Origin of the sequence: Streptomyces sp. NPDC006463, from assembly GCF_042870715.1 — a bacterium.
Classification (GTDB): Bacteria; Actinomycetota; Actinomycetes; order Streptomycetales; family Streptomycetaceae; genus Streptomyces.
Window position 1 is genome coordinate 131,088 of sequence record NZ_JBIAHP010000014.1, and the last position, 23,515, is coordinate 154,602.

Below are 23,515 nucleotides of genomic sequence, written 5' to 3' on the forward strand. Positions count from 1 at the left end.
GCATCCAGGGTAGTGCGCGTATAGCAGTGCCCCGCGACCCTTTGGGGCCCCGGGGCACCTTTGTTGCCGAAGAAGTGCCGCCTCCGGGCGTTTTCAGGCCTGGTTCGTCCGGTACACGAGGGCCGTGGCGATCGCGGCGAGCCCTTCGGCCCGGCCGGTGAGGCCCAGTCCGTCGGTGGTGGTGCCGGAGACGGAGACGGGGGCGCCCGCCGCGGCGGCGAGCGCCTTCTGCGCCTCTTCGCGCCGTTTGCCGATCTTCGGGCGTACGCCGATCACCTGGATGGCGATGTTGCCGATCTCGAAGCCCTCGGCGCGGACGATGCGGGCGGCCTCCGCCAGGAGGGTGACGCCGGCGGCGCCGGACCACTCGGGGCGGGAGGTGCCGAAGTGCGCGCCGAGGTCCCCGACGCCGGCGGCGGAGAAGAGGGCGTCGCAGGCGGCGTGCGCGGCGACGTCGCCGTCGGAGTGTCCGGCCAGGCCGTCCTCGCCCTCCCACAGCAGCCCGGCGCACCACAGTTCGCGTCCGGCCTCGAAGGCGTGCACGTCGGTGCCGATGCCGACGAGCGGGATCAGGGGACTAGTAGGCATCGGTGGCCCTCCTGCGGGCGAGTACGGCCTCGGCGAGGACGAGGTCGAGGGGGCGGGTGACCTTGAAGGCCTCTTCGTGGCCGGGGATCACCACGACGGTGACGCCGAGGCGCTCCACCATGCCGGCGTCGTCGGTGGCGCCCTCGCCGTCGGCCGTGCCCGCCGCGAACTCGTCGTGCGCGCGCCGGAGGGTGGCGAGGTCGAAGCCCTGCGGGGTCTGTACGGCGCGCAGCCGGGCCCGCTCGGGGGTGCCGAGGACGGGCTCGGGGTCGCCGGGCTTGCCGGGCTCGACTTCCTTGACCGTGTCGGCCAGCGCCATGGCGGGCACCACGGCGGGGGCTCCGTCGCGGACGGCGTCGATGACGGAGTCCACGGTGTCGACGGGGACCAGGGGGCGGGCCGCGTCGTGCACGAGTACGGAGGTGATGTCCGGGGGAAGCGCGTCCAGGCCGGCGCGTACGGACTCCTGGCGGGTCTCCCCGCCGGGGACGACCAGGATCTCGGTGCGCTCGGGCAGCGCGTGCTCGTTCAGCAGCAGGCGTACCTCGGCGGCGCCGTCGGACGGGGCGACGACGACCACGAGGGAGACCGCGCGGGAGCGGGCCATCGCGCGGACGGCGTGGATGAGCATGGGGGTGCCGCCGAGGGCCCGCAGGGCCTTGGGGGCGCCGGGGCCGAGGCGTACCCCGCGGCCGGCGGCCGGGATCACGGCGGCGGTGCGGTGGGGGCGCGTTTCGTCAGACATCAGTAGCTCCGAGCCAGGTTTGTGACTTCGGCCGACATGGGTATGGCCCTGGGGGTACCCCCGGCACGCCAGTGAAGAAGATCATGGAAACAGACATGCCGCAGCGCCCGGCGACAGCCCCTCGTGAAGGAGAGGCAGTGTCATCGGGCACCACGGCACAACTGTGTACACACTGTTTTGATGAACTTCGATGAACGGGAACTCGCGTCAGGACGCGAGAACCTCGTCGAGGAGGGCCTCGGCCTTGTCCTCGTTCGTGTTCTCGGCGAGCGCAAGCTCGCTCACCAGAATCTGACGCGCCTTCGCGAGCATGCGCTTCTCACCCGCGGAAAGCCCGCGCTCACGCTCACGACGCCACAGGTCACGCACCACTTCGGCGACCTTGATGACATCGCCAGAAGCGAGCTTCTCCAGATTTGCCTTGTAGCGCCGGGACCAGTTCGTCGGCTCTTCTGCATACGGTGCGCGGAGCACCTCGAAGACCCGGTCCAGCCCGTCCTGGCCGACTACGTCGCGAACGCCGACGAACTCCGCATTGTCCGCAGGCACACGAACCGTCAGGTCGCCCTGAGCGACCTTGAGCACCAAGTAGGTCTTGTCCACGCCTTTGATCTGACGAGTCTCAATGGCCTCGATCAGCGCGGCCCCGTGATGGGGATAGACCACGGTGTCGCCAACCTTGAACGTCATGTGACAGGTACCCCTTCCGTGGCTATCCAGGGTAACACGAGAACTGACTGTTATGAATGGCGTTTTCGCAGGTCAGGGCACATCTCGGGGCTTGACAACAGCGACACGAACGTGCTGCGGAAGGCTTCCGGAGGGGGGTATTCGCAGGTCGGGGGTGCTGTGCGGACCAGGCGAAAGGGCCACGCTACACCCGCCCGGCACCCCCGCCACTGTGGCATACGTCCCGTTTTGCCGGTTTCGGGGTCGGGAAACCGAACTACTCCGTTCGACTGGCGGGTGCCCGTACGCAGCGGGTTCCGGCCCAATCCTCAATTGATCACGAAGGGGCGTTCGGGGGAATCCGGGAATTGATCACGGGGCACCCGTCGCACGATATGCGCGCGCCGCAAGATCGGCGCGGCGAAGTGCGCGCGGAACGGCAGCGGTAACCGCACCGGGAACGACCCGAGGAACAGCACGGGTAACGGCACCGGAATGCAAGATCGCGGGGCGGGCGGGACACCCCGCCCGGAGCGCCCACCGCGCTGCGGAGGGTCGGGTGCGGGGGCGGGGCGGCGGCTCGGTAACCTAAGCGCGCTGACACACCCTTAGAGCGGCTTTACCTCGGCCGTTCCAAGAGCCCACCCGCCCCTTCCGTTCGTCCAAGGAGTTGCCGCCGCCGTGAGCCGCAGCCTTCGACGCGGCGCCCTCGCCGCCACTGCCGTCGTGTTCTCGATCGCCTCGCTGGCCGCATGCGGTGCGGGCAACGACGCGCAGACCCTCCAGATCAAGCCGGACAACGCCGCCGTCACCAAGGGCGAGATCAAGGTCCAGAACGCGCTGGTGATCAGCCAGGGCGCGAAGGACAAGAAGGGCCCCGCGGCCGTATCGGCGACGCTCTTCAACTCGGGCACCAAGGCGCAGACCCTCGACGGCATCACCCTCGCGGGTGGTAAGGGCAAGGTCGTGCTGAAGCCGGCCGAGGGCACCGGCAAGGTCACCGTGCCGGCCGGCGGCTCCGTGGTGCTGGGCGGCAAGGGCAACGCCTCCGCCGTCATCGAGGGCGGCTCCGAGGCCGCCAAGGACGGCGACGTGCAGGGTGTCGTCTTCCAGCTGAGCACCACCGGCGACGTCGCGCTGGAGGCCTTCGTGGTCCCGGCCACCGGCTACTACGCGCCCTACGGCCCCACCGCGGCCCCGGCCCCGGCCGCCGGCTCCACCCCGTCGGGCAGCCCCTCGGGCAGCCCGTCCGGCAGCCCCTCGGGTGCCGCCACCGGTGCCGCCTCGGGCAGCCCGTCCGGATCGCCCTCGGGCAGCGCCGCCGGCACGCCGTCGGGTGCCGCCTCGCACAGCGCGGGCCACTGAGTCACGTAGCGGCGTACGCGTACGCACACGGGAAGGGCCCCGGTCGCATCGGCGACCGGGGCCCTTCCCGCGTTCACGGCTGCAGCGCAGTACGGCCTTACGGCTCGGCCTACGGCTCGAACTTGTAGCCGAGGCCACGCACCGTGACCAGGTAGCGCGGAGCGCCCGGGTCCGGCTCGATCTTCGCGCGCAGGCGCTTGACGTGGACGTCGAGGGTCTTGGTGTCACCGACGTAGTCGGCGCCCCAGACCCGGTCGATCAGCTGCATGCGGGTCAGCACGCGGCCCGCGTTGCGCAGCAGCATCTCCAGCAGGTCGAACTCCTTCAGCGGGAGGTCCACCTTCCCGCCGGCGACGGTGACCACGTGGCGGTCGACGTCCATGCGTACGGGGCCGGCCTCCAGGGCCGCCGGGGTGACCTCCTCCGGCTCGCCGCGGCGGCGCAGGACCGCGCGGATGCGGGCGACCAGCTCCCGCGAGGAGAAGGGCTTGGTGACGTAGTCGTCGGCTCCTATCTCCAGCCCGACGACCTTGTCGATCTCGCTGTCCTTGGCCGTCACCATGATCACGGGGACGTTGGAGCGGCCGCGCAGCTGCCGGCACACCTCCGTGCCGGGCAGCCCGGGGAGCATCAGGTCGAGGAGGACGAGGTCGGCGCCGTTGCGCTCGAACTCGTCGAGCCCGTCGGGCCCGGTCGCGGCGATCGCGACCTCGAAGCCCTCCTTGCGGAGCATGTAGGACAGGGCGTCGCTGAAGGATTCCTCATCCTCGACGACGAGCACTCGGGTCACGGAAGGACCTCCGGGGAGGGGATGGCTGTTGCTGATTCAGGCAGGGGCGGTGCGGAGGCCGACGCCGGGGCCGGCGCGGCCGCTTCGGGGAGTCGCAGCGTGAACGTGGAGCCCTGGCCCTCCGAGCTCCACACCGACACCTCCCCGCCGTGCGAAGCAGCCACGTGCTTCACGATCGCAAGGCCGAGGCCCGTTCCTCCCGTGGCACGGGAGCGGGCCGGGTCCACGCGGTAGAAGCGCTCGAAGATGCGCTCGCGGTCCTTTTCCGGGATGCCGATGCCCTGGTCGGTCACGGCGATCTCGATCAAGTCTCCACCAGGTGCCGCCACCCTGCGCCCGGCGATGCCGACGCGGGTGCGGGCGGGGCTGTAGTTGACGGCGTTCTCGACCAGATTTCCGAGGGCTGCGGCGAGCTGTCCGCGGTTGCCCCAGACGCGCAGGTCGGCGGTGCCGCCCGCGGCCATCGTGATCTGCTTGGAGGACGCCGTGTGGCGGCACCGGTCGATCGCCTCGGCCACCAGCGTGTCCACGCGGACGGGCTCGGCGTCCTCCAGCGGGTCGTCGTTCTGTACCCGGGAGAGGTCGATGAGCTCCTGCACGAGGTTGATCAGCCGGGTGGCCTCGATCTGCATGCGGCCCGCGAAACGGCTGACCGCTTCGGGGTCGTCCGACGCGTCCATGACGGCCTCGGACAGCAGGGAGATCGCGCCGACCGGCGTTTTCAGCTCGTGCGACACGTTGGCGACGAAGTCGCGGCGTACGGCCTCGATGCGGCGGGCCTCGGTGAGGTCCTCGACCAGGAGGAGCACGAGGCGGGAGCCGAGCGGGGCGACGCGCGCCGAGACGGCGAGGGCCTCGCCCCGGCCGGTACCGCGCCGGGGGAGGTCCAGCTCGACCTGGCGTATCTCCCCGTCGCGGCGGGTGTCACGGGCCATGTGGAGCATGGGTTCCACGGCGAGTTTCCCGCCGCGCACCAGCCCGAGGGCGTACGCCGCCGAGCTGGCCTTGACCACCGCGTCGCCCTCGTCCAGTACGACGGCGGAGGAGCGGAGCACCGACAGGACGGTGTCCACGCCGGGCGGGAGCACCGCGTTGATGTCGGGGCGCATGGAGCTCCGGGTGGGGCGGGCCTGGTCGCGCTCGCTCCAGCGGAACGCCAGCATGGCGATTACACCGGTGCAAAGACCGGCGATCGCTGCAGCTGCGGCGACCGCCGCGTTCACGTCCATGGATCCAGGTTAAGCAGGCGCGACGACACTTCCACAGCCGTTCGGGTGGCACCTCGAACAGTCGTCGCCCAGAGTTCACCGTGGCGACGGGGTTGATTCACTTGTGGTGCCGAAGTCGGACGCGTTCGCGGCCCACCGTGTCAACGTGGGGCACAAGGCCGCCCCGGCCCGCCCCGGGCAGTACCGCAGTAGTAGGTCGAGAGAGGGACACGAGACATGCGCGACGCGTACCACGAGGAACTGGACTCGATCGGAGAAAGCCTGGTCGAGATGGCCCGGCTCGTCGGTTCCGCGATCGGGCGGGCCACGACGTCCATGCTCGACGCCGACCTGAAGCTCGCCGAGAGCGTCATCGCCGCCGACCAGAAGGTCGACGACCTGCAGCACGACCTGGAGGCCCGCGCCATCGCGCTGCTGGCCCGGCAGCAGCCGGTCGCCACCGACCTGCGCATCGTCGTGACCTCGCTGCGGATGAGCGCCGACCTGGAGCGCAGCGGCGACCTGGCCCAGCACGTGGCCAAGCTCGCCCGGCTGCGCTTCCCGGACACCGCCGTGCCGCGGGACCTGCACGCCACCATCCTGGAGATGGGACAGCTGGCGCAGCGGCTGATGGCGAAGGCCGCCGAGGTCATCATCACCAAGGACGTCGACCTCGCCCTCCAGCTGGAGCAGGACGACGACGAGATGGACCAGCTGCACCGCACGCTGTTCCAGCACCTGATGGACGACCGCTGGAAGCACGGCATCGAGACGGCGGTGGACGTGACGCTGCTGGGCCGCTACTACGAGCGCTTCGCCGACCACGCGGTGTCGGTGGCCAAGCGCGTGGTCTACCTGGTGACGGGCGAGCACGCGGACGAGCTGCAGCCGCCGACCCAGGTCGAGGGCGTCTGACCGTACGGGGCACGGGCCCGGGCGCGCCCGGGCCCGTTTCGGGTCGACGAGCCCCAGTGCGCCGTTGACGCGCCGGTGTGGCTGGGCATGAATGAGGCGAGGCGGTCCATCGTGCGAAGTCCCGTACGCCGCCCACGAGGAGGAACCATGCCCGATTCCCCCGTACCCATCACCCCGGAGCAGGAGCAGCCGACGAGGCCGGAACCATTGCGCCTCCCGCTGCTCGCAGCCTGTGGCTGCGGCTCGGGCTGCGGCTGCGGCTGCCAGTCCGGCGCCCCCTGCCAGTGCGGCGGCTGAACCCGCCCGCTCCGGCTCGACGCACGCGAAGGGCCCCGTCCGATGTCCTCGGCCGGGGCCCTCTTCGTGCACGGGGCGCTTCACCCCCCGCCGTGGGGAGGGACTACTTGCCCGGTATACCGATGAGGTGCGGGCCGTTGTCGATCAGCTGGCCCTTCGCCCGTTCTGCCGGCGTGACGCACAGGGCGTCGCCGTCATAACTGTCACGCCAGACGTAGCCCGGATTGCACGTATTCGGCCCGTAGGCGCCGGGCTCGCGGTTGGGGTTGTCGTCGGAGCGCAGGCTCACGGTCGAGGGCTGGGACTCGGGCGTGGTCGCCGCGGACGCCGGCAGGGCGACGGCTCCGGAGACGAAGGCGGCCGAGGTGAGGGCCATCCCGAAGCGCGAAAGCCGCCGCCTGGACCGGGCGGCGGCCGGGATATGAAGGTCGTAGGACGTGACTGCTCCTTGACGGTCTACGGCCGGCGGGAGAAGCCACCGGATCTTCGCCCCTTCAGCAGGCACGACGGCGGCATTCACTTCATGCCCTGAAAAACCGTGACTTGACGGGATGGCGTGGTCCTGGACGACCCCGGCCGCCCCGACGAAAAGCCCCCTGCCGGCGGGAACCGCGGGTAGGGGGCTGTTTCGTACGTGAGGGTTACTTCCCGGGCACGGGCTGCCGGCTAGTTGTTGTCGCTCGGCTTGATGTGGGTGTACGCGGTGCTCGTGTTGTTGTCCTTGTGCGGGTCCGCGTCATCGCCGAACACCCTGGCGGTGTTCTTCACCTTGGTGGGCTCCAGAACGTTGGCCGCGGTGCCGGTCACTTCGATCTCCACGCGGTCGCCCTCCGCCAGCGGCCCACCCGTGCAGGAGAGGACGCCGTCGGTGATCTCGCACCCTTCGGTCGGCGTGGTGGGCGACAGGAGCCTCGCCGGGAGGTCGTCGATCAGCGACCAGCCGGAGGAGCCGCGCTTCCCCACGTTCTTCACGGTGATGCGGTAGCTGACTTCGCTGCCCGCCTCGACCCTCTTGGGGCCGTGCTTGTGCACCGCCAGGTCGGCGTACGAGTCGAGGAAGCACGAGGTGGCGTCGAGGTTCGTCGCCGGGGTGGTGGTCTGCGTCGACAGCACGGTGAACCAGGGGTTGGAACCGGTCGCGTTCTTCACGTGCACCCGGATGAGCTGTCCGGAATTGCGGAAGAATCCGAGATCGCCGTTGCCGTACGTGAAGACGCCGCCGAAGTCCTCGCCCCCCGGAAGAACGCCCGGGAAGAAGTCCACGCTCTCATTGGCGATGTCGATCCGCGTGATGGCACCGTCGTCGGTCGAGCCCCACAGGAATCCGTCACGGAACGCGATGTCGAAGACGTCGAGTTCCGGGTCTGCCAGCTCCGGGACGTTGATGACGCGCGTGACCGAGCGGGAGGTGACGTCGATCTGATAGATCTGCCCCGTGTCGTCGGCCAGGACGTAGTAGTTGCCCTCGTCGTCGAACGTGCCCGAGATGTAGACGGCGGACGGCAGACCGTCGATGGCACCGAGGTTGGTGAAGTCTCCATTGCCGTCGAAGCGGACCAGCTCGTTGTTCCCGGTGCCGAACGTGGTCCCGTAGAGGAAGCGGTCGTGCGGGTTCACGCCGATGGCGTTGTAGAGGAACGGCGTCGGGTCGCCGAGCGGCGCGAACTGGACCGTTCCGGGTCCTCTGTTGGCGGTGTAGAGCTGGTCCGGGTCACCGAACGAGACGTAGACCTGCCCGTCGCACGCAACTCCGTCCCCATGGGGGCTCTGCTGCGCGACAGCCGCCGCAGGGGCCGGGACGGCACCGGCCGGTGACGCCGGGAGGCTGGAAGCGAGCCCGGCGACGATACCCACCGCGCCCAGCGCCGAAAGCGCGCGCAGCCGCCGCTTTCCGTGGTTCCGTCCGTTTGTTCCTCGAATCACGAACATGCACCTTTCACTGCTCAACGCAGACAGGGCCCCGTGAGGGAGGCCCCCTCAGTGTGTGCCGGATGTGACGGACATAGATGAACACAAAGAGTGTCGAATCAGACATAACGGCTCCTGCTTCGGGAATGAGTTCGCCCCAATGCATCAGGACAACGCACGGGCTATTTCTTTCAGTTCATCAGAACGTAGGCCTGGTGATGCTGTTGGCATGACACCGCGAGGGCACGTCCGGTGGGTCGGGGGTGGTGCGGGCGCCCACCGCAGGCATCGTGAGACCCCCCGAGCGCTGATCCGTCGCGCGTCGCACATGTGCGCCGCGCTCCTTTTCGCTGCGGTCTTCTCACTGGAACCGGTGTATTTCCGCGTCCGAAATCTCATCAGCCGCATCAGCCGGAGGGTGAGGCGATCGAGGTCTCGGTCCGCTTCGCGGCGCGGATACCCGTGCGGCCGGTGCGACTGATCGCAGAAGGTCTCGGCTTTTCGCGAGCCGAGGTCGAGAGGCTGCCCGCCGAGGGGAACCTCGTGTCGGCAGTCCGCCTGAGCGGCAAGCTCTCGGGTGACTTCACCTTCACGCTCAAGCGCTGAGGGCACACAGTGGGCCCGCAGCAGACGAAAGCCCCTGACCTGCACCATGTATGCAGGTCAGGGGCATGATCGCGCTTCTTGCCGCTTCTTGCCCGGGGCCTGGCGGGCCCGCTTCTCAGCCCTGGTCGGCGAGCCGCGCAGGCCAAGCGCGGGTGATCACCCGCGCGCCGCTATGTAGGCTGTGCGCGAGCTCATGTTGAGCGCGTTCAAAAGCTGAAAAACGGGGGGCTCGGTGCGCAATCGCCGACTCGTAATGTCCGCTGCCGCCATCGTGGCGGCAAGCATCGGTTTCATACCCGGCACGGCTCAGGCCGCTGATCCGGTCAAGCCCGCCGCGCAGGCGGCGGGAGCACCTGCCTTCGACCCGACAGAGGGTGTGGCGGCAGGGTTCGGAACCTTCACCAGCACCGCCACCGGCAGCGCGCAGCTGAGTATCTTTCTGAGCGCCCGGATGTCGTCGGCGCACGGCTTCGAGCTGACGACTTCGCTCAACAGGACTGCCCCGCCGCTGGACACCACCATCGACTGGGGTGACGGGACCACGGACACTGTGACGGCCTCCGGTGCTTGGGAGACGCGGACCAAGCACACCTACAAGAAGCTCGGCGAGTACACGATCAAGGCCACTGTCGTCGATCCGGTACTCGGGACGCAGGACACCAAGGAGGTCCGGGTCAAGACGCTGGGCTCGGAGTTCACCCCGTACGGTCCCACCCGCCTGCTGGACACCCGCAGCGGCACGGGCGCCGTCAAGGGCAAGGTCCAGGGGTACTCCTCGATCCGCCTGAAGGTCGCGGGGAACGGCGGCATCCCCGCCGGGGTCACCGCCGTCGCGCTCAACGTGACCGCCGCCAACACCACCAGCGGCGGGCACGTCAGCGTCTTCGCCTCCGGTGACACGCGGCCGACCGCATCGAACATCAACTTCGAGGCCGGTCAGACCGTTCCGAACCTGGTGATCGCGAAGGTCGCCGATGACGGCTACGTCGAGCTGTACAACGGCGGCTGGGAGGCGGTCGATCTGATCGCGGACGTCACCGGCTACTTCGGCCGGCAGGAAGCCAGCGGGTACGCCCCGCAAGCGCCGGCCCGGGTCGTCGACACCCGCTACGGGACCGGCACGCAGCGCGGTCCGGTCGCCGGCCAGGGGTCCTTCACCGTCAAGGTGGCCCAACCGGGCGCCACCGCCGTCGCGCTGAACGTGACGGTCACCAACCCGCGGGAGGCCGGTCACCTGACCGTCCACCCGGCCGGGCAGGCGGCGCCGAGCACGTCAAACGTGAACTTCACCGCCGGGCAGACGGTGGCCAACTCGGTGATCGTGCCGGTCGGCAAGGACGGCGAGATCACCGTCCGCAACGGCGCCTGGGCCCCGTCCGACGTCATCGTGGACCTGGTCGGCACGTACAGCACCGCGAGCGGCGGTGCCGCCTACGTGCCGGTCACGCCCGTCCGGACGATCGACACGCGGAGCTGGCCCAACGGGCCGTGGCCCACGCGCGGGTACATCCGGCAGGGTTTCTCGCTGGAGCAGGAGGCCTGGGTGCTGAACACCACGGTCACCAACACGCGCGGCACGGGCTTCCTCTCGGTGGCACCGGACCCCAACTCCAGCATCGACTACGCCCACGGAACCGCCGTCACTCCGGAGCGTCCGGTGTCCTCCACCCTGAACTGGACGGCGGGCAAGACCGTCGCCAACCTGGTTCAGACGAGCGCCGGCGACTACGGCATCGTCGACCTCTGGAACCAGGGCTGGGACGCCGCCGACCTGGTCGTCGACATCTTCGGCTACTACGACAACGAGTAGCCAAAGAGTGCTTCGAGGCGTCCCGGGGCCGGCCCGTCGGCCGTTCCCGGGACGCCAACAGCACTGTCAACCGAATGGCCCAACAGGATGTGCCACCCACATGGGTGAGGCGCTGGCTAGTGCCCCAACCGAGGCAATCCGTGAAAGGGGAACCGAATGCGCATCAGACGAATCCTCGCCGCCGCCATCGCCACGGCAGCCCTCGCCGGACTCGGCCTCACGGGCGCCGCCCACCACCGCCGTCACCGCCACCGCACAGGGCGCCCCATCCACCGTCACGCCTTCTGAGTGCAACGGGCAGCAGATCGACTGAGCCCCGCAAGGCGCCCCGCAGCCACGCTCCGCGGGGCGCTCCCGCGCGAGCGTAGCCGGGAGAGTCGCAGGGACTGTGCCGACCCGTCGGGCACGCCAGGTCCGAGTCGCCCCGGAAGCACGCGGCGGGCGGGAGCTCCCGGACGCCGTCGCGCGCGAGCGCGGCGAGCTGCATCAAGACTCTGGTTCCAGAGAGGTTCCACGGCATGACAATGCCCCTGAGTCGCGCCGTAAGCGCAGCTCAGGGGCATGATCACCGAATCTACTTCTTCTTGCCCTGATTCTTGACGGCCTCGATGGCGGCCGCGGCCGCGGCCGGGTCGAGGTAGGTGCCGCCCGGGTTGAGGGGCTTGAAGTCGGCGTCCAGCTCGTAGGAGAGCGGGATGCCGGTCGGGATGTTCAGGCCCGCGATGTCCGCGTCGGAGACGCCGTCCAGGTGCTTGACCAGCGCGCGCAGGGAGTTGCCGTGCGCGGCGACCAGCACCGTGTGACCGTCCAGCAGGTCCGGGACGATCGAGTCGTACCAGTACGGGAGCATGCGGACGACGACGTCCTTGAGGCACTCGGTGCGCGGGCGCAGCTCCGGCGGGATCGAGGCGTAGCGCGGGTCCTCGGACTGCGAGAACTCCGTACCGTCCTCAAGGGCCGGCGGCGGGGTGTCGTACGAGCGGCGCCACAGCATGAACTGCTCCTCGCCGAACTCGGCGAGGGTCTGGGCCTTGTCCTTGCCCTGGAGGGCGCCGTAGTGGCGCTCGTTCAGGCGCCAGGAGCGGTGGACCGGGATCCAGTGACGGTCGGCGGCCTCGAGCGCCAGCTGCGCGGTGCGGATCGCGCGCTTCTGGAGCGAGGTGTGCACGACGTCGGGGAGCAGGCCGGCGTCCTTGAGCAGCTCACCGCCACGGACCGCCTCCTTTTCGCCCTTCTCGTTGAGATTGACGTCCACCCAGCCGGTGAACAGGTTCTTCGCGTTCCACTCGCTCTCGCCGTGACGGAGGAGGATCAGCTTGTACGGTGCGTCGGCCATGCGTACGAGCCTAATGGACGTGCCGGGCCGCTCGCGCGCGGTGTCCACGCCCGCCCGATTGACGCCGGGCGTCAATCCAGTGGCGCCGCGATGACAGTCACTCGTAATGTGCCAGGAGCCGATGAGACGCTTACATCACCCGGGGGGATTCCTTATGTCCGCTGCCAGTTTGAGACAGGCCGCCCGGGAAAGCGTGTCGGGTCTGCCCGCTGCGTTCTGGTGGCTGTGGGTGAGCACCCTGGTGAACCGGCTCGGGGCCTTCGTCGCCACCTTCATGACCCTGTACCTGACGGTGGACCGGGGCTACTCGGCCTCCTTCGCGGGACTCGTGGTCGCCCTGCACGGGCTCGGCGGTGTGATCTCCTCGCTCGTCGCGGGAGTGATGACCGACCGGCTCGGCCGGCGGCCCACGCTGATGGCCGCTCAGGCCTCGACCGCCTTCTCCGTCGCACTGCTGGGCTTCATGCAGCACCCGGCGTCGATCGCGGCCGTCGCACTGCTGGTCGGCATGACCTCGAACGCCTCCCGCCCGGCCGTGCAGGCGATGATGGCCGACATCGTGCGCCCCGAGGACCGGGTACGGGCCTTCGCGCTCAACTACTGGGCGATCAACCTCGGCTTCGCCGTCTCCGCGACCGTCGCCGGCTTCGTGGCCGAGTACAGCTACCTGGCCGGGTTCCTGGGCGAGGCGGCTCTGACGCTGCTCTGCGCGGTCCTCGTGTACGTGAAGCTGCCCGAGTCGCGGCCGGAGAAGGGCGACGCGGCCACGGAGGCTGCCGAGGCGGAGATCGGGCTCGGGACGGTGCTGCGCGACGGGCGCTACATGGGCGTGGTCGGGCTGTCGTTCCTGATCTCGCTGATCTTCATGCAGGGGTCGTTCGGGCTGCCGCTGGCGATGGGGCAGGCGGGCTTCAGCACGGGCGACTACGGCATGGCGATCGCCGTGAACGGCGTGCTGATCGTGCTGCTGCAGATCCCGGTCACACGGTTCATCGAGCACCGCGACCCGCAGAAGCTGCTGGTGGTCTCGGCGCTGCTGGCGGGGTACGGCTTCGGGCTCACGGCCTTCGGCGGCTCGCTCGGCGTGATCGCGCTGACCGTCTGCGTGTGGACGCTGGCCGAGATCATCAACTCGCCGACCCAGATGGGCCTGGTCGCGCGGCTCTCCCCGCTGCACGGGCGCGGCCGCTACCAGGGGATGTACACGCTGTCCTGGGCGGTGGCCTCGCTGATCGCGCCACTGCTGGCGGGCTTCGTGATCGACCGGTTCGGGGCGGGCTGGCTGTGGGGGACGACCGCGGTCCTGGGGACGGTCGCGGGGCTCGGGTACTGGCTGCTGATGCGGGGGCTCCCCGAAGGTGACGCTGGTACGGACACCGGAGCCGAAGGCGGGGCCGCGGCCGGCGCCGGGGCTGATCCCACCGGCGCCGCCGCGCCCGCGTCCGCGCCGCTGCCGGCCGCCGCCGAGGCGTAGGGCCCGGCTGCGGCCTGGGGTCCGGATGGGTCAGAACGGGTCAGGACGGCTGCGTGAGGTGCTTGAACGCGTCGAGGTTGTACGTCGGTTCGCCACGGGACACGCGCCACTCGTACTCCCGGCGGATCGCGCTCGCGAAGCCGAGTTCCAGCAGGGTGTTGAAGGCGCCGTCCGCAGCCTCCAGGACCGTGCCGAGCAGGCGGTCCAGGTCGTCCGGGGTGACCACGGACAGCGGGAGCCTGGCCGTCAGGTAGATGTCACCGAGGCGGTCGACCGCGTAGCTCATCCCGTACAGCTTGAGGTTGCGCTCCAGCAGCCAGCGGTGGACACCCGCCTCGTTCTCGTCCGGGTGGCGGATCACGAAGGCGTTGACCGACAGCGAGTGCCGGCCGACCCGGAGCGAGCAGGTGGTGCTCAGTTTGCGGGTGCCGGGGAGCTGGACCACGTACGAGCCCGGCTCGGGGCTCTCCCAGCTCAGCTCCGCGCCGGTCAGGGCGCTCTCGATGATCGCGGCGATATCGGCGGAATCAGAGGTTTCGGCAGTATCGGCGGTGTCAGCCATGGTGGGAGCGTACGCGACGGCGGTGATCATGCATGGCTGCGGTGTACACGTCGGCCGTGCCGCTCGCGGCGGTGTCCCAGCCGAAGAACTGCGCGTGCCGCGCGGCCTCGGCACCCATCCGGTCGGCGAGCGCGGGCTCGTCGACGAAGCGGCGCAGCTCCCGTGCGTAGTCCACGGGGTCGTGGCCCGGTACGAGGATGCCGGTGACCCCGTCGTCGACGGCGACGGGCAGTCCGCCGACCTCGGCGGCGAGCACCGGCGTACCGCTGGCCTGCGCCTCTATGGCGACGAGCCCGAAGGACTCGCTGTACGAGGGCATGACCAGCACGGACGCCGCGCGGAACCAGTCGGCGAGCCCGTCCTGCGCGACCGGCGGGTGGAAGTGCACGAGATCGGCGATGCCCAGCTTCGCGGCGAGCTTCTGCAGGCCCTCCGGCTTGGCGAGGCCGCTGCCGCTGGGCCCGCCGACGACGGGGACGAACAGGCGGCCGCGCATAGAGGGGTCGCGGTCGACCATCTCGGCGACGGCGCGCAGCAGGATGTCGGGGGCCTTGAGGGGCTGGATCCGGCCGGCGAAGAGCGGGATGACGGCGTCCTGCGGCAGGCCCAGGCGGGCGCGGGCGGCGGCCCGGCCGTCCCCGACGGTGAAGCGGTCGAGGTTCACGCCGGGGTGGACGACGGCGACCTTGCCGGAGTCGGCCTCGTAGTACCGGACGAGTTCGTCGGCTTCCTCGGCGGTGTTGGCGATGAGCCGGTCCGCGGCGGCCACGATCTGGGTCTCGCCGATGACGCGGGCGGCGGGCTCGGGCGTGTCGCCCTCGGCCAGCGCGGCGTTCTTGACCTTGGCCATGGTGTGCATGGCGTGCACGAGAGGTACGCCCCAGCGCTCGGCGGCGAGCCAGCCGACGTGGCCGGAGAGCCAGTAGTGGGAGTGGACGAGGTCGTAGTAGCCGGGGCGGTGGCCGGCCCAGGCCTGCATCACGCCGTGGGTGAAGGCGCACAGCTGGGCCGGGAGCTCCTCCTTGGCGAGGCCTTCGTACGGGCCCGCGTCCACGTGCCGTACCAGGACCCCGGGGGCCAGCTCGACCACGGGCGCCAGGCCGCCCTCGGTGGCCCGGGTGAAGATCTCGACCTCGATGTTGATCGCGGCGAGGCGCTTGGCCAGCTCCACGATGTAGACGTTCATGCCGCCCGCGTCGCCGGTGCCGGGCTGGTGCAGCGGTGAGGTGTGCACGCTGAGCATGGCCACCCGGCGGGGCTTGCGGTGGTGGCCCACGGCCGGCAACCGCAGCCGCGGCGGTTCGTGGCGGGTCGCGCGGGCGGCGGCGAGACGGCCGCTGATGCGGGACACGTACTGGCTCAAGGGAGCAGTTCCTCTCGCTCGGACGGGCCACTCGGACGGACGGACCGGCCACACGGACGGCATGACTGCAAGGGCGCACTCGGCACCCTGCAAGCAGTGCAACCCGGACGGCCGCCCCGCGCATTCCGGGGTCCGGCGGTTTTCCTCGATGTTTCTTGACGGACCAGGGGAGGGGCCGGGTTTTCATCCGGCGAGGGCGCTCCGCTTACGCTCGGCTCATGGCCTCCCGCACCACCCCGACCCCGAGCCGCGCCCCCGGCCGCCCTGTGGGCTCGGTGACGCGCGGGACGACGAACCCGAACCGGTTGCGCCGGATGGACCGCTGGATCGCCGCCACGCACGGGGCGGCGCTGCGCCGCGCAGAGGCGCCGGTCGCCGTGGACCTCGGCTACGGGGCCGCGCCCTGGACGGCGGTCGAGCTGCTGGCGCGGCTGCGCGAGGCGGCGCCGCGGGTACGGGTGGTCGGCATCGAGATCGAGCCCGCGCGGGTCGCGGCGGCGAAGCCGTACGAGCGCGAGGGGCTGAGTTTCCGCCACGGCGGCTTCGAGGTGCCGCTGGACGGGCCGGGCGGCGGGGAGCGGCCGGCGCTGATCCGCGCGGCGAACGTCCTGCGCCAGTACGACGAGGAGCAGGTCGCCGCGGTGTGGGAGCGGCTGTGCGCGCGGCTGGCCCCGGACGGGCTGCTGGTGGAGGGGACCTGCGACGAGATCGGGCGGCGGCACGTGTGGGTCGCGCTCGGGCCGGAGGGGGCGCGCACGGTGACCTTCGCGACCCGGCTGGGCTCCCTGGAGCGCCCCTCGGACCTGGCGGAGCGGCTGCCCAAGGCGCTGATCCACCGCAATGTGCCGGGCGAACCGGTGCACGCGTTCCTGCGCGACTTCGACCGGGCGTGGGCGGCGGCCGCTCCGTACGCGTCGTACGGGGCCCGGCAGCGCTGGATCCGGACGGCGCGGGCCCTGTCCGGGGATTGGCCGCTGGCGGACGGGCCGGGGCGGTGGCGGCAGGGGGAACTGACGGTGCGCTGGGAGGCGTTGCGCCCGACGGGGTGAAAGCGGCGCCGTGGGGAACCGGTGATACGGATCGCCCGTTGAGCCGTCAGGGATGGGGTCCGTTGGGGCGGACGGGATCGGACGGGCGCCCGTGAGGGTGTTGCAATCCATCGACTCGTGGCACCATCCCGAAGGCGGCGATAAGTTACTGACGAATAGTCAGATTTCCTGCACAGTGATGCGGGGTCTGACTCGGGTGCCTGGGGGGACCATGGGGGCCGAAAGGCGACAGCGAGGCGCAAGTGCTCTCGTGCTGCTGTGTGCAATGGCGGTACTGACGGCGCCGGGCCTGGCGACGGGCATGGCGTATGCGGCTCCGGCTCCGGCACCGGCGGCACCCGCCACGCCGGCCGCGCCCGCGCCCGCGCCGGAGCCGGGAGCCAAGTCCCTGGAGCAGGTCCGCAAGGAGATAGAGGACCTCTTCCACCAGGCGGGCGCCGCCACGGACGCCTACAACCTCGCCGAGGCCGAGGCCAAGGCCCAGTCCGACAAGATCGTCGAGATCGCCAAGCTGATCGTCGCCGGCCAGGAGCGGATCACCACCCTGAAGAGCCGTGCGGGCGCGGCCGCGCGCGCCCAGTACCGCTCGGGCGGGCTGCCGGCGGGCGCGAAGCTGGCGCTGAGCGACGACCCGGGCAAGTTCCTCGACGGGGCGGGCCGGCTGAAGCAGGGCGAGAAGGCCGCGTCGGACATGCTGACCGAACTGGACCGGACGCAGAACGACTTGAAGCAGTACGCGCAGGAGGCGAGCGCGCACTGGGCGACGCTGGAGGCCAATCGGCTGAAGCAGGAGGCCTCGAAGAAAGCGATCGAGGAGAAGATCAAGGCGGCGGAGGAGCTGGAGAACAAGCTCGAAGCCGAGGAGAAGGCCCGCCTGATCCAGCTGGAGCAGGAAGCGCAGTACAAGGCGCAGACGGCGTGGCTGTCGACGGGTGCGATGAAGGACGTCAACGGCGCGGCGAGCGAGGCCGGGAAGCGGGCGGTGCAGTTCGCGACCGCCCAGATCGGCAAGCCGTACGTCTGGGGAGCCGCGGGTCCTGGCTCGTTCGACTGCTCCGGCCTGACTTCCCAGGCCTGGCTGGCGGCGGGCAGAGGGATCCCGCGCACCTCGCAGGAGCAGCTGCGGCTGCTGCCGAAGGTCGCGCTCAAGGACATGCGCCCGGGCGACCTGATCATCTACTTCGACGACGCGAGCCACGTCGCGATGTATGTCGGCGACGGCGCGATGGTCCACGCCCCGCGCCCCGGCCGGAACGTGACGATGGCGGGCGCGGGCTCCATGCCGATCAAGGCGGTCGTCCGCCCGGACGCGTAACCCTGCCGGGCCGGCACACGGGGCCGCGGGCACTCCCCTGCGGCTCCCGGGCCTGGGCCGCCCCTGGCGGGGCCGCACGAGCCCCGGAGCCCCGGCCTGCCCTGGCCCGGCGCCGGCCATTACGCAGGTCCGGACCCTGCGGGGACCGCAGGGCCCGGGGCGGAGGCGCGGGCGGGCCGCGCCGTGCTCGAAGCGCGGCTTCGGTCCGGTCCGCGTCGCGCACCCCCGTAGCGGGAAGGGCTCCGGACGGCGGAGGCAACCGATCAGGCGGCCGACACGTCTCGCTGGACGGGACGTACACGGCCCCCGCGTGACCTTTGTCATCCAGTGAGGCCGATTTTCCCCCGTGATAACGGCATATGACCGTGGCCTTGGCCCAGAACGGCATTCCGCTCGCCGCCACTGGAGCGCTAGGGTCTGCCGGACGAGCGCACCCTCGGGGGGAGGGAAGGAACCGGAGACGATGCCCGTACCCGTACCGCGGCAGAGGGAGACCCCGGCCACGGAGAGCGGTCAGGCCGTTCTGCACACCGCCGCACCGCCCCTCACGGCGACTGCGGAGGCGACCGCGCAGCCGACCCCGCACACGACCTCGCTGACCCTCCTGGTCATCGCAGACGACCCGACGGGCGACCTCACCGTCCCCGAGATCCTCGACGCCGACGGCCACCGCATCCGGCTCCGCACCGCCCGCAACCTCACCGAGGCCGCACGGCTGCTCACGCCCGACGTGCACTGCATCCTGCTCGACCTGGCCCTCCCGGACACGGGCCCCCGCACGACGTCGCCGTCGCCGTCCACGTCGGCCGCCGCCACGACCACCACCACCGTGGACCGGCTGGCCGCCCTCCGCCAGGTGCTCCGGATCGCCCCGCGCCACGCCGTCCTCGTCCTGACCGCCGGGGACGACGCCGAGCGCGCCGCCGAGGCCGTCCGCGTCGGCGCCCAGGACTTCCTCTTCCGGGACGAGCTGGACGGCAGGCTGCTGAGCCGCGCCATTCGCTACGCGGTGGAGAGAAAACGGGCGGACATCGCCCAGTACAAGCTTGCAGAATCGAAACTGCGCGCCCAGGAGAACGCCCGTCTGGAGCGCGGGCTGCTTCCCAACCCCCTCCTGGAGGGCTCCGACCTCCGCTTCGCCGCACGCTACCGCCCCGGCCGCAGCCGGGCCCTCCTGGGCGGCGACTTCTACGACACCGTCCGCACCCCCGACGGCACCGTCCACGCCATGATCGGCGACGTCTGCGGCCACGGCCCCGACGAAGCCGCCCTCGGCGTCGAGCTCCGCATCGCCTGGCGCGCCCTGACCCTGGCCGGCCTGTGCGGCGACGACCTGCTGGCCACGCTCCAGGAGGTCCTGGAGGTGGAGCGCCCCTGCGAGGAGATCTTCGCGACGCTGTGCACCGTGGACATCTCGCCCGACGGCCGCCGTGCGGGCCTGTGCCTGGCCGGGCACCCGGCCCCGCTGATATCCAGGCCGGGCCGCCCCGCGCGGCTCCTGCCGTACGAGAACAGCGGCCCGGCACTGGGACTGCTGCCCAAGGCCCGCTGGCCCCGGCGCCAGGTCGAGCTCGGCGGCACCTGGAGCCTCATGCTCTACACCGACGGGCTGATCGAGGGCCGGATCGGCGAGGGCAAGGAGCGCCTCGGGCAGGACGGCATGGTCGAGATGATCAACCGTCACCTGGACCGCGGGCTGAGCGGCGAGGGGCTGCTGGAAGCCGCCGTCACCGAGGCGCGCCGCCTCAACGGGGGCGAGCTCACCGACGACGTGGCCGTGGTCCTGCTCTCCCGCGCCGAGTCCTGACGGCGGGAGTGACGCCACGCGTGGCGGCGGGCGTGACGACCGGCGCAACGACCGGAGCGACGACCTGCATGCCGTCGGGCGTGACGGCGGGAGCGGCTACCGCCCGCCGTTGTACGGCCCGTACGGCCCGTCGCTGCTGCTGCCGCCGCTGCGCCGTCCGCCGCCCGAGACCTGCTTGAGCGCGGGGCGTACGTCGACGAGGAACACGATGGTCGCGACCAGGCCGGCGATCGTCAGGAACAGCATCCCGGGCAGGAAGAAGTCCACGACGACGGTGATGCCCAGAATGACCAGCCAGAAGGTCTTGGTCTGCTTGCCGGCCGCCCGGTAGGCGTCCTCGCGCGCCACGAGTGCGAACACGAAGGCCACCACGGCGAGCACCAGCATGGCGAGCCCGAGCAGCGGGATCACGCCTCGATCGAACCCGTCCATCAACATCGCTTCGACCGCCTTCTCCTGCTCGTCTTCCGCACGCCTGATCCCACGCTACCGGCACAAACGCCCTCATGAACCACAACGGGCCGGACACCCTCAAGGTGCCCGGCCCGCCGTCTGTCATTCGGTTCAGCTCTCGTCGCCCGCGGTGACGGTGGCCTTCTTGGCCGTGGTCTTGCGCGCGGTGGTCCGCTTCGCGGCGGGCTTCTCCTCGCCGGTGGACGCCTCGGAGGCGGACCCGGCGGCCGGCTCGGCCGCGGGCTCGACGGCCACGGCGATCTCGACGATCTCCTCCGAGACCTCGCCCCGCCAGGTGCGGACGGCCTGCTCGCCGTGCTCGGCGACCTTGTCGTAGGTCTCCTTGGCGCGGACCGCGTACTCGGCGGCCACGCCGACGCCGCGCAGCGCCAGGTCCTGCGCGGCCTCCCCGAGCTTCTTCGGGTCGATCGCGCCGAACACCTCGGCGACCTTGGCGGTGACCGCCTCCTGCGCCTCCTTGGCCGCCTCCTTGGCCTTCTCCTGCACGACCTTCGGATCGGTGTTCTTCACGGCCTCGATGCGCGCGGGGGCCTCGGCGCGCAGCTGCTCGATGAGCCCCGGCACCTTCTTGGCCTGCTGCACGGCGAGGTCGGCCGTGCCGGCCGCGAAGTAGAGCGGGGTGGGGTCGGTGAGGGTCTTCTTCAGGTCATCGGCGATGGCCATGTGCTGGTCCTCCCGGATCAAGTTCAGTCCGTCGTCTTCGACGGGGTCTCTTCGTCGGCGTCATCAGGCGTGTCGAGCGCGTTCTCCTTGCGGAACGACTCGTAGATCTGGAGCAGCACCTGCTTCTGCCGCTCGTTGATGGACGGGTCGGCGAGGATGACGGCCCGCGTCTCCACCTCGTCCCGGTCCCGCTCATCGAGGATCCCGGCCTGCACGTACAGCGTCTCCGCGGAGATCCGCAGCGCCTTGGCCAGCTGCTGGAGGATGTCCGCGCTCGGCTTGCGCAGCCCGCGCTCGATCTGGCTCAGGTACGGATTCGACACCCCCGCGGCGTCGGCCAGCTGCCGCAGCGAGAGCTGGGCCTGCCGACGCTGCTCACGGAGGTACTCGCCGAGGTTTCCGACGTTGAGCGTTGCCATGTATGGAATCCTGCCCGATTCTGCTAACTATTGCAAGCAGACGCTTGCAACATCTCCCACCCGTGTAGCGGTCAGACCGCGGCGACGACCACCGTCGCGTACAGCTCCTCCGAGGTCGCCACGCGGGTCGCCAGGCCCGCCGAGGTCAGGGCCGCGGCCGTCGACGGGCACTGGCGGGCGCTCGTCTCGATCAGCAGGTGGCCGCCCGGAGCCAGCCAGGGCAGCGCGCCCGCCGCGACCCGGCGGTGGACGTCCAGGCCGTCCGCGCCGCCGTCCAGGGAGACCAGGGGCTCGTGGTCCCGGGCCTCCGACGGCATGAAACCGATCTCCTCCGTCGGCACGTACGGGGCGTTGACCACCAGCACGTCCACCCTCCCGCGCAGCGACGCCGGGAGCGGGGCGTACAGGTCGCCCTCCCACACGCTGCCGCCGTACGGGGCCACGTTGCGCCGCGCGTACGCCAGCGCCGCCGCGTCGATGTCCGCCACGTGCAGCTCCACACCGCCCGGCACCTGCGCCGCCACCGCCGCGCCCAGAGCGCCGACCCCGCAGCACAGGTCCAGCACGACCGCACCGGGCCGGGCCAGCGCCACCGCCTGCGCCACCAGGAACTCGGTGCGCCTGCGCGGTACGAAGGCCCCCGCGCCCACCTCCATCCGCAGCCCGCAGAACTCGGCCCAGCCCACCACGTGTTCCAGCGGTTCGCCGCCGACCCGGCGGCCCAGCAGCTCCGCCAGGTGGCCGTCGTCCCGCGCGGCCGAGACCAGCAGGTCCGCCTCCTCCTCCGCGAAGACACAGCCCGCCGCACGCAGTTGTTCCACGACAGTCGTCAAATACCTCAGTCCTCGGTGCTCACTGCTCGGTCATCTCGAATGATCAAACGATAGGGATCAGAAGACGTCCGGGCACCACGGCCGGCGCGCCGTGCGGAACACCGCGTCGGCCAGCGCCAGCGCCCCCGGCCGCTCCTCGGTCACCCGGCCGAGCGCGCCCAGCCGCACCGCGGACTCGTCGCCCAGGTAGAGGGAACCCAGCGCGGACACGTCCAGCCGCAGGTCCGCGGCCTCCTCGGTCCGCTCGCACGTCCCCGCGCCCGCGTCCAGCCGGTAGCGGCCGCCCGCCGGGCCCGCCGCGTCCGTCACGTCGAGCACGAGCACCCCGCCCACCGCGTACGTCCGCGCGCTCAGCGCCCGTACGACGTCGAGCAGCCGCACCCACAGGAAGTCCGAGCAGGTCAGGGACCGGGCGGAGCGCGGGTCGGGCAGCAGCTGCGTGACCAGGTCGTCGGGGGCCCGGTAGCCGGTGCGGACCTTGAGCACCCAGTCGATGGAGCACAGGAAGTGCCACAGCGCCCGCTGCGCCTCGGGGGTGACCGCCAGCAGGTCCTGGACCCGCACGGTGTTCTGCGGGACCTTCGCATCCGTCCAGTTGTCGTCGGCCGTGTAGACGACCAGGCCCGCCACCTCACCTGCCGCCGTGCGGTACACGGCGTGGAACTTGTCCTTGTACGGGCGGTACGACATCTGCTCCAGGCCGGTCGCAAGGCTCCACCAGCGCTCGTCCCGGTCCACCGCGCCGTGCGTGACCGCGCGCAGCCGCTCGTGCAGCTCCGGGCCCACGCGCCGGACCTCGGCGGCGTCCACGAAGTCGATCCGGCCACCGTCCAGGGCGGGCGGCAGGCGCCGGTCCAGTCCGGTCCGCGGTACGTCGATCTCCCATTCCGAGACCGAGGTGGCCGCCCCGTAGCCGTACCGCCCGTAGATCGGGTACTCGGCGGCGATCAGCGTCGACAGCACGTCCCCGCGGGCGTGGGCGGCGGCGAGCTCCGCGGCCATCATCCGGGTCAGGACGCCCTGGCGGCGGTGCGTGGCCAGCACCGCCACGTTCGAGACGGCGCTGGCGGGAACGGCCGCCCCGCCGGGCACGGTCAGCTCCTGCGCGAAGGAGCGGAAGGCCGCCACGCAGCGGCCGGTGTCGGTGTCGAACGCACCCTGGAGACGGGTCAGGTCGTTGTACTTGGCCCGCTGGGCGACATCGGACTCCGTCGCCCGGGCCGTGCTCAGGAACCCCGTGTTCAGGGTGTTCAGCCACTCGTGGAGTTCGGATTCGGCGATCGGCCGGACGTCAGCACTCATAGCGAGCAACGCTAAAC

Annotated in this window: 23 protein-coding genes and 1 pseudogene; 9 read left to right on the forward strand and 15 right to left on the reverse strand. The window is 71.0% G+C overall.

Translation table 11 applies throughout. The annotated features are described in order from the left end of the window. Window positions 1-93: 93 nt before the first annotated feature. From ispF to ACFYOB_RS25465, 3 genes are all read right to left on the reverse strand, one after another. Window positions 94-588, reverse strand: a complete 495-nt coding sequence (gene ispF / locus ACFYOB_RS25455; protein WP_328926367.1) for a 2-C-methyl-D-erythritol 2,4-cyclodiphosphate synthase — start codon at window positions 586-588, stop codon at window positions 94-96. Beyond that, window positions 578-1,333, reverse strand: coding sequence for a 2-C-methyl-D-erythritol 4-phosphate cytidylyltransferase (gene ispD / locus ACFYOB_RS25460; protein ID WP_388563107.1), 756 nt, complete (start codon window positions 1,331-1,333; stop codon window positions 578-580). The genes ispF and ispD overlap by 11 nt, the downstream gene beginning before the upstream one ends. Window positions 1,334-1,540: 207 nt before the next feature. Beyond that, window positions 1,541-2,023, reverse strand: a complete 483-nt coding sequence (locus ACFYOB_RS25465; protein ID WP_003953493.1) for a CarD family transcriptional regulator — start codon at window positions 2,021-2,023, stop codon at window positions 1,541-1,543. A 660-nt stretch (window positions 2,024-2,683) separates the two neighbouring features. Between ACFYOB_RS25465 and ACFYOB_RS25470 the strand changes: the two genes are divergently transcribed. After that, window positions 2,684-3,367 carry a DUF461 domain-containing protein gene (locus ACFYOB_RS25470; protein ID WP_388563109.1) on the forward strand — a complete coding sequence of 228 codons (684 nt, stop codon included), beginning with the start codon at window positions 2,684-2,686 and terminating at the stop codon, window positions 3,365-3,367. Between the two features lie 109 nt (window positions 3,368-3,476). Here ACFYOB_RS25470 and ACFYOB_RS25475 read toward each other — a convergent pair whose 3' ends face one another. Further along, window positions 3,477-4,157 carry a response regulator transcription factor gene (locus ACFYOB_RS25475; RefSeq protein WP_030387286.1) on the reverse strand — a complete coding sequence of 227 codons (681 nt, stop codon included), beginning with the start codon at window positions 4,155-4,157 and terminating at the stop codon, window positions 3,477-3,479. Beyond that, on the reverse strand, window positions 4,154-5,386 hold the full coding sequence (locus ACFYOB_RS25480; RefSeq protein WP_388563112.1) for a sensor histidine kinase: 1,233 nt from the start codon (window positions 5,384-5,386) through the stop codon (window positions 4,154-4,156). Before ACFYOB_RS25480 ends, ACFYOB_RS25475 begins: the two co-directional genes overlap by 4 nt. Window positions 5,387-5,602: 216 nt before the next feature. Between ACFYOB_RS25480 and phoU the strand changes: the two genes are divergently transcribed. After that, complete coding sequence (gene phoU, locus ACFYOB_RS25485; RefSeq protein ID WP_190187206.1) at window positions 5,603-6,280, forward strand: phosphate signaling complex protein PhoU; 678 nt, start codon at window positions 5,603-5,605, stop codon at window positions 6,278-6,280. A 400-nt stretch (window positions 6,281-6,680) separates the two neighbouring features. On the opposite strand, the gene ACFYOB_RS25490 is transcribed toward phoU, so the two are convergent. Together ACFYOB_RS25490 and ACFYOB_RS25495 are read right to left on the reverse strand one after the other, a co-directional pair. Then, complete coding sequence (locus ACFYOB_RS25490; protein ID WP_388563114.1) at window positions 6,681-6,953, reverse strand: hypothetical protein; 273 nt, start codon at window positions 6,951-6,953, stop codon at window positions 6,681-6,683. Between the two features lie 290 nt (window positions 6,954-7,243). Next, window positions 7,244-8,500: a DUF6923 family protein gene (locus ACFYOB_RS25495; RefSeq protein ID WP_388563116.1), complete on the reverse strand. Its 1,257-nt coding sequence runs from the start codon at window positions 8,498-8,500 to the stop codon at window positions 7,244-7,246. Between the two features lie 399 nt (window positions 8,501-8,899). Here ACFYOB_RS25495 and ACFYOB_RS25500 point away from each other — a divergent pair. The 3 genes and pseudogenes from ACFYOB_RS25500 to ACFYOB_RS25510 form a co-directional block, all read left to right on the forward strand. Then, window positions 8,900-9,091 (forward strand): annotated as a pseudogene (locus ACFYOB_RS25500) (DUF1062 domain-containing protein); the annotation flags it as partial. A 271-nt stretch (window positions 9,092-9,362) separates the two neighbouring features. After that, window positions 9,363-10,901 (forward strand): PKD domain-containing protein, encoded by a 1,539-nt coding sequence (locus ACFYOB_RS25505; RefSeq protein WP_388563118.1) that lies wholly within the window; start codon window positions 9,363-9,365, stop codon window positions 10,899-10,901. A 156-nt stretch (window positions 10,902-11,057) separates the two neighbouring features. After that, on the forward strand, window positions 11,058-11,189 hold the full coding sequence (locus ACFYOB_RS25510) for a hypothetical protein (RefSeq protein ID WP_388563250.1): 132 nt from the start codon (window positions 11,058-11,060) through the stop codon (window positions 11,187-11,189). Window positions 11,190-11,475: 286 nt separating this feature from the next. Here ACFYOB_RS25510 and ACFYOB_RS25515 read toward each other — a convergent pair whose 3' ends face one another. Beyond that, on the reverse strand, window positions 11,476-12,237 hold the full coding sequence (locus ACFYOB_RS25515) for a phosphoglyceromutase (protein WP_328926373.1): 762 nt from the start codon (window positions 12,235-12,237) through the stop codon (window positions 11,476-11,478). A gap of 154 nt (window positions 12,238-12,391) precedes the next feature. Here ACFYOB_RS25515 and ACFYOB_RS25520 point away from each other — a divergent pair, with 154 nt between their 5' ends. Next, window positions 12,392-13,711, forward strand: a complete 1,320-nt coding sequence (locus tag ACFYOB_RS25520; RefSeq protein WP_388563120.1) for an MDR family MFS transporter — start codon at window positions 12,392-12,394, stop codon at window positions 13,709-13,711. A 40-nt stretch (window positions 13,712-13,751) separates the two neighbouring features. Here the strand turns inward: ACFYOB_RS25520 and ACFYOB_RS25525 are convergent, their stop codons facing one another. Continuing rightward, the gene (locus ACFYOB_RS25525) at window positions 13,752-14,273 is read right to left on the reverse strand and encodes a YbjN domain-containing protein (RefSeq protein WP_388563122.1); all 522 of its coding nucleotides are present in this window, start codon (window positions 14,271-14,273) and stop codon (window positions 13,752-13,754) included. Beyond that, on the reverse strand, window positions 14,266-15,636 hold the full coding sequence (gene mshA / locus ACFYOB_RS25530; RefSeq protein ID WP_388563124.1) for a D-inositol-3-phosphate glycosyltransferase: 1,371 nt from the start codon (window positions 15,634-15,636) through the stop codon (window positions 14,266-14,268). Before mshA ends, ACFYOB_RS25525 begins: the two co-directional genes overlap by 8 nt. A 218-nt stretch (window positions 15,637-15,854) precedes the next feature. Between mshA and ACFYOB_RS25535 the strand changes: the two genes are divergently transcribed. From ACFYOB_RS25535 to ACFYOB_RS25545, 3 genes are all read left to right on the forward strand, one after another. Further along, the gene (locus tag ACFYOB_RS25535) at window positions 15,855-16,685 is read left to right on the forward strand and encodes a class I SAM-dependent methyltransferase (protein WP_388563126.1); all 831 of its coding nucleotides are present in this window, start codon (window positions 15,855-15,857) and stop codon (window positions 16,683-16,685) included. 178 nt (window positions 16,686-16,863) lie between these two features. Further along, on the forward strand, window positions 16,864-18,000 hold the full coding sequence (locus ACFYOB_RS25540) for an NlpC/P60 family protein (RefSeq protein WP_388563128.1): 1,137 nt from the start codon (window positions 16,864-16,866) through the stop codon (window positions 17,998-18,000). 463 nt (window positions 18,001-18,463) lie between these two features. After that, the gene (locus ACFYOB_RS25545) at window positions 18,464-19,807 is read left to right on the forward strand and encodes a PP2C family protein-serine/threonine phosphatase (RefSeq protein ID WP_388563130.1); all 1,344 of its coding nucleotides are present in this window, start codon (window positions 18,464-18,466) and stop codon (window positions 19,805-19,807) included. A 96-nt stretch (window positions 19,808-19,903) separates the two neighbouring features. Here ACFYOB_RS25545 and ACFYOB_RS25550 read toward each other — a convergent pair whose 3' ends face one another. From ACFYOB_RS25550 to ACFYOB_RS25570, 5 genes are all read right to left on the reverse strand, one after another. Next, window positions 19,904-20,245 carry a DUF2516 family protein gene (locus tag ACFYOB_RS25550; RefSeq protein WP_388563132.1) on the reverse strand — a complete coding sequence of 114 codons (342 nt, stop codon included), beginning with the start codon at window positions 20,243-20,245 and terminating at the stop codon, window positions 19,904-19,906. Window positions 20,246-20,371: 126 nt separating this feature from the next. Next, window positions 20,372-20,944: a hypothetical protein gene (locus ACFYOB_RS25555; protein ID WP_388563134.1), complete on the reverse strand. Its 573-nt coding sequence runs from the start codon at window positions 20,942-20,944 to the stop codon at window positions 20,372-20,374. A 23-nt stretch (window positions 20,945-20,967) separates the two neighbouring features. Further along, window positions 20,968-21,363, reverse strand: a complete 396-nt coding sequence (locus tag ACFYOB_RS25560; protein WP_328926381.1) for a helix-turn-helix transcriptional regulator — start codon at window positions 21,361-21,363, stop codon at window positions 20,968-20,970. 71 nt (window positions 21,364-21,434) lie between these two features. After that, entirely contained in the window at window positions 21,435-22,196 is a 762-nt protein-coding gene (locus tag ACFYOB_RS25565) for a putative protein N(5)-glutamine methyltransferase (RefSeq protein WP_388563136.1), read from the reverse strand. A 57-nt stretch (window positions 22,197-22,253) separates the two neighbouring features. Next, window positions 22,254-23,498, reverse strand: coding sequence for a GNAT family N-acetyltransferase (locus ACFYOB_RS25570; RefSeq protein ID WP_388563138.1), 1,245 nt, complete (start codon window positions 23,496-23,498; stop codon window positions 22,254-22,256). Window positions 23,499-23,515: the final 17 nt, after the last annotated feature.

Bases quoted from the DNA above. Each gene is read 5' to 3' on its own strand.
- ispF (WP_328926367.1), bottom strand. From the start codon at position 588: ATGCCTACTAGTCCCCTGATCCCGCTCGTCGGCATCGGCACCGACGTG.
- ispD (WP_388563107.1), bottom strand. From the start codon at position 1,333: ATGTCTGACGAAACGCGCCCCCACCGCACCGCCGCCGTGATCCCGGCC.
- ACFYOB_RS25465 (WP_003953493.1), bottom strand. From the start codon at position 2,023: ATGACGTTCAAGGTTGGCGACACCGTGGTCTATCCCCATCACGGGGCC.
- ACFYOB_RS25480 (WP_388563112.1), bottom strand. From the start codon at position 5,386: ATGGACGTGAACGCGGCGGTCGCCGCAGCTGCAGCGATCGCCGGTCTT.
- phoU (WP_190187206.1), top strand. From the start codon at position 5,603: ATGCGCGACGCGTACCACGAGGAACTGGACTCGATCGGAGAAAGCCTG.
- ACFYOB_RS25490 (WP_388563114.1), bottom strand. From the start codon at position 6,953: ATGGCCCTCACCTCGGCCGCCTTCGTCTCCGGAGCCGTCGCCCTGCCG.
- ACFYOB_RS25510 (WP_388563250.1), top strand. From the start codon at position 11,058: ATGCGCATCAGACGAATCCTCGCCGCCGCCATCGCCACGGCAGCCCTC.
- ACFYOB_RS25515 (WP_328926373.1), bottom strand. From the start codon at position 12,237: ATGGCCGACGCACCGTACAAGCTGATCCTCCTCCGTCACGGCGAGAGC.
- ACFYOB_RS25520 (WP_388563120.1), top strand. From the start codon at position 12,392: ATGTCCGCTGCCAGTTTGAGACAGGCCGCCCGGGAAAGCGTGTCGGGT.
- ACFYOB_RS25525 (WP_388563122.1), bottom strand. From the start codon at position 14,273: ATGGCTGACACCGCCGATACTGCCGAAACCTCTGATTCCGCCGATATC.
- ACFYOB_RS25535 (WP_388563126.1), top strand. From the start codon at position 15,855: ATGGCCTCCCGCACCACCCCGACCCCGAGCCGCGCCCCCGGCCGCCCT.
- ACFYOB_RS25540 (WP_388563128.1), top strand. From the start codon at position 16,864: ATGCGGGGTCTGACTCGGGTGCCTGGGGGGACCATGGGGGCCGAAAGG.
- ACFYOB_RS25545 (WP_388563130.1), top strand. From the start codon at position 18,464: ATGCCCGTACCCGTACCGCGGCAGAGGGAGACCCCGGCCACGGAGAGC.
- ACFYOB_RS25550 (WP_388563132.1), bottom strand. From the start codon at position 20,245: ATGTTGATGGACGGGTTCGATCGAGGCGTGATCCCGCTGCTCGGGCTC.
- ACFYOB_RS25555 (WP_388563134.1), bottom strand. From the start codon at position 20,944: ATGGCCATCGCCGATGACCTGAAGAAGACCCTCACCGACCCCACCCCG.
- ACFYOB_RS25560 (WP_328926381.1), bottom strand. From the start codon at position 21,363: ATGGCAACGCTCAACGTCGGAAACCTCGGCGAGTACCTCCGTGAGCAG.
- ACFYOB_RS25570 (WP_388563138.1), bottom strand. From the start codon at position 23,498: ATGAGTGCTGACGTCCGGCCGATCGCCGAATCCGAACTCCACGAGTGG.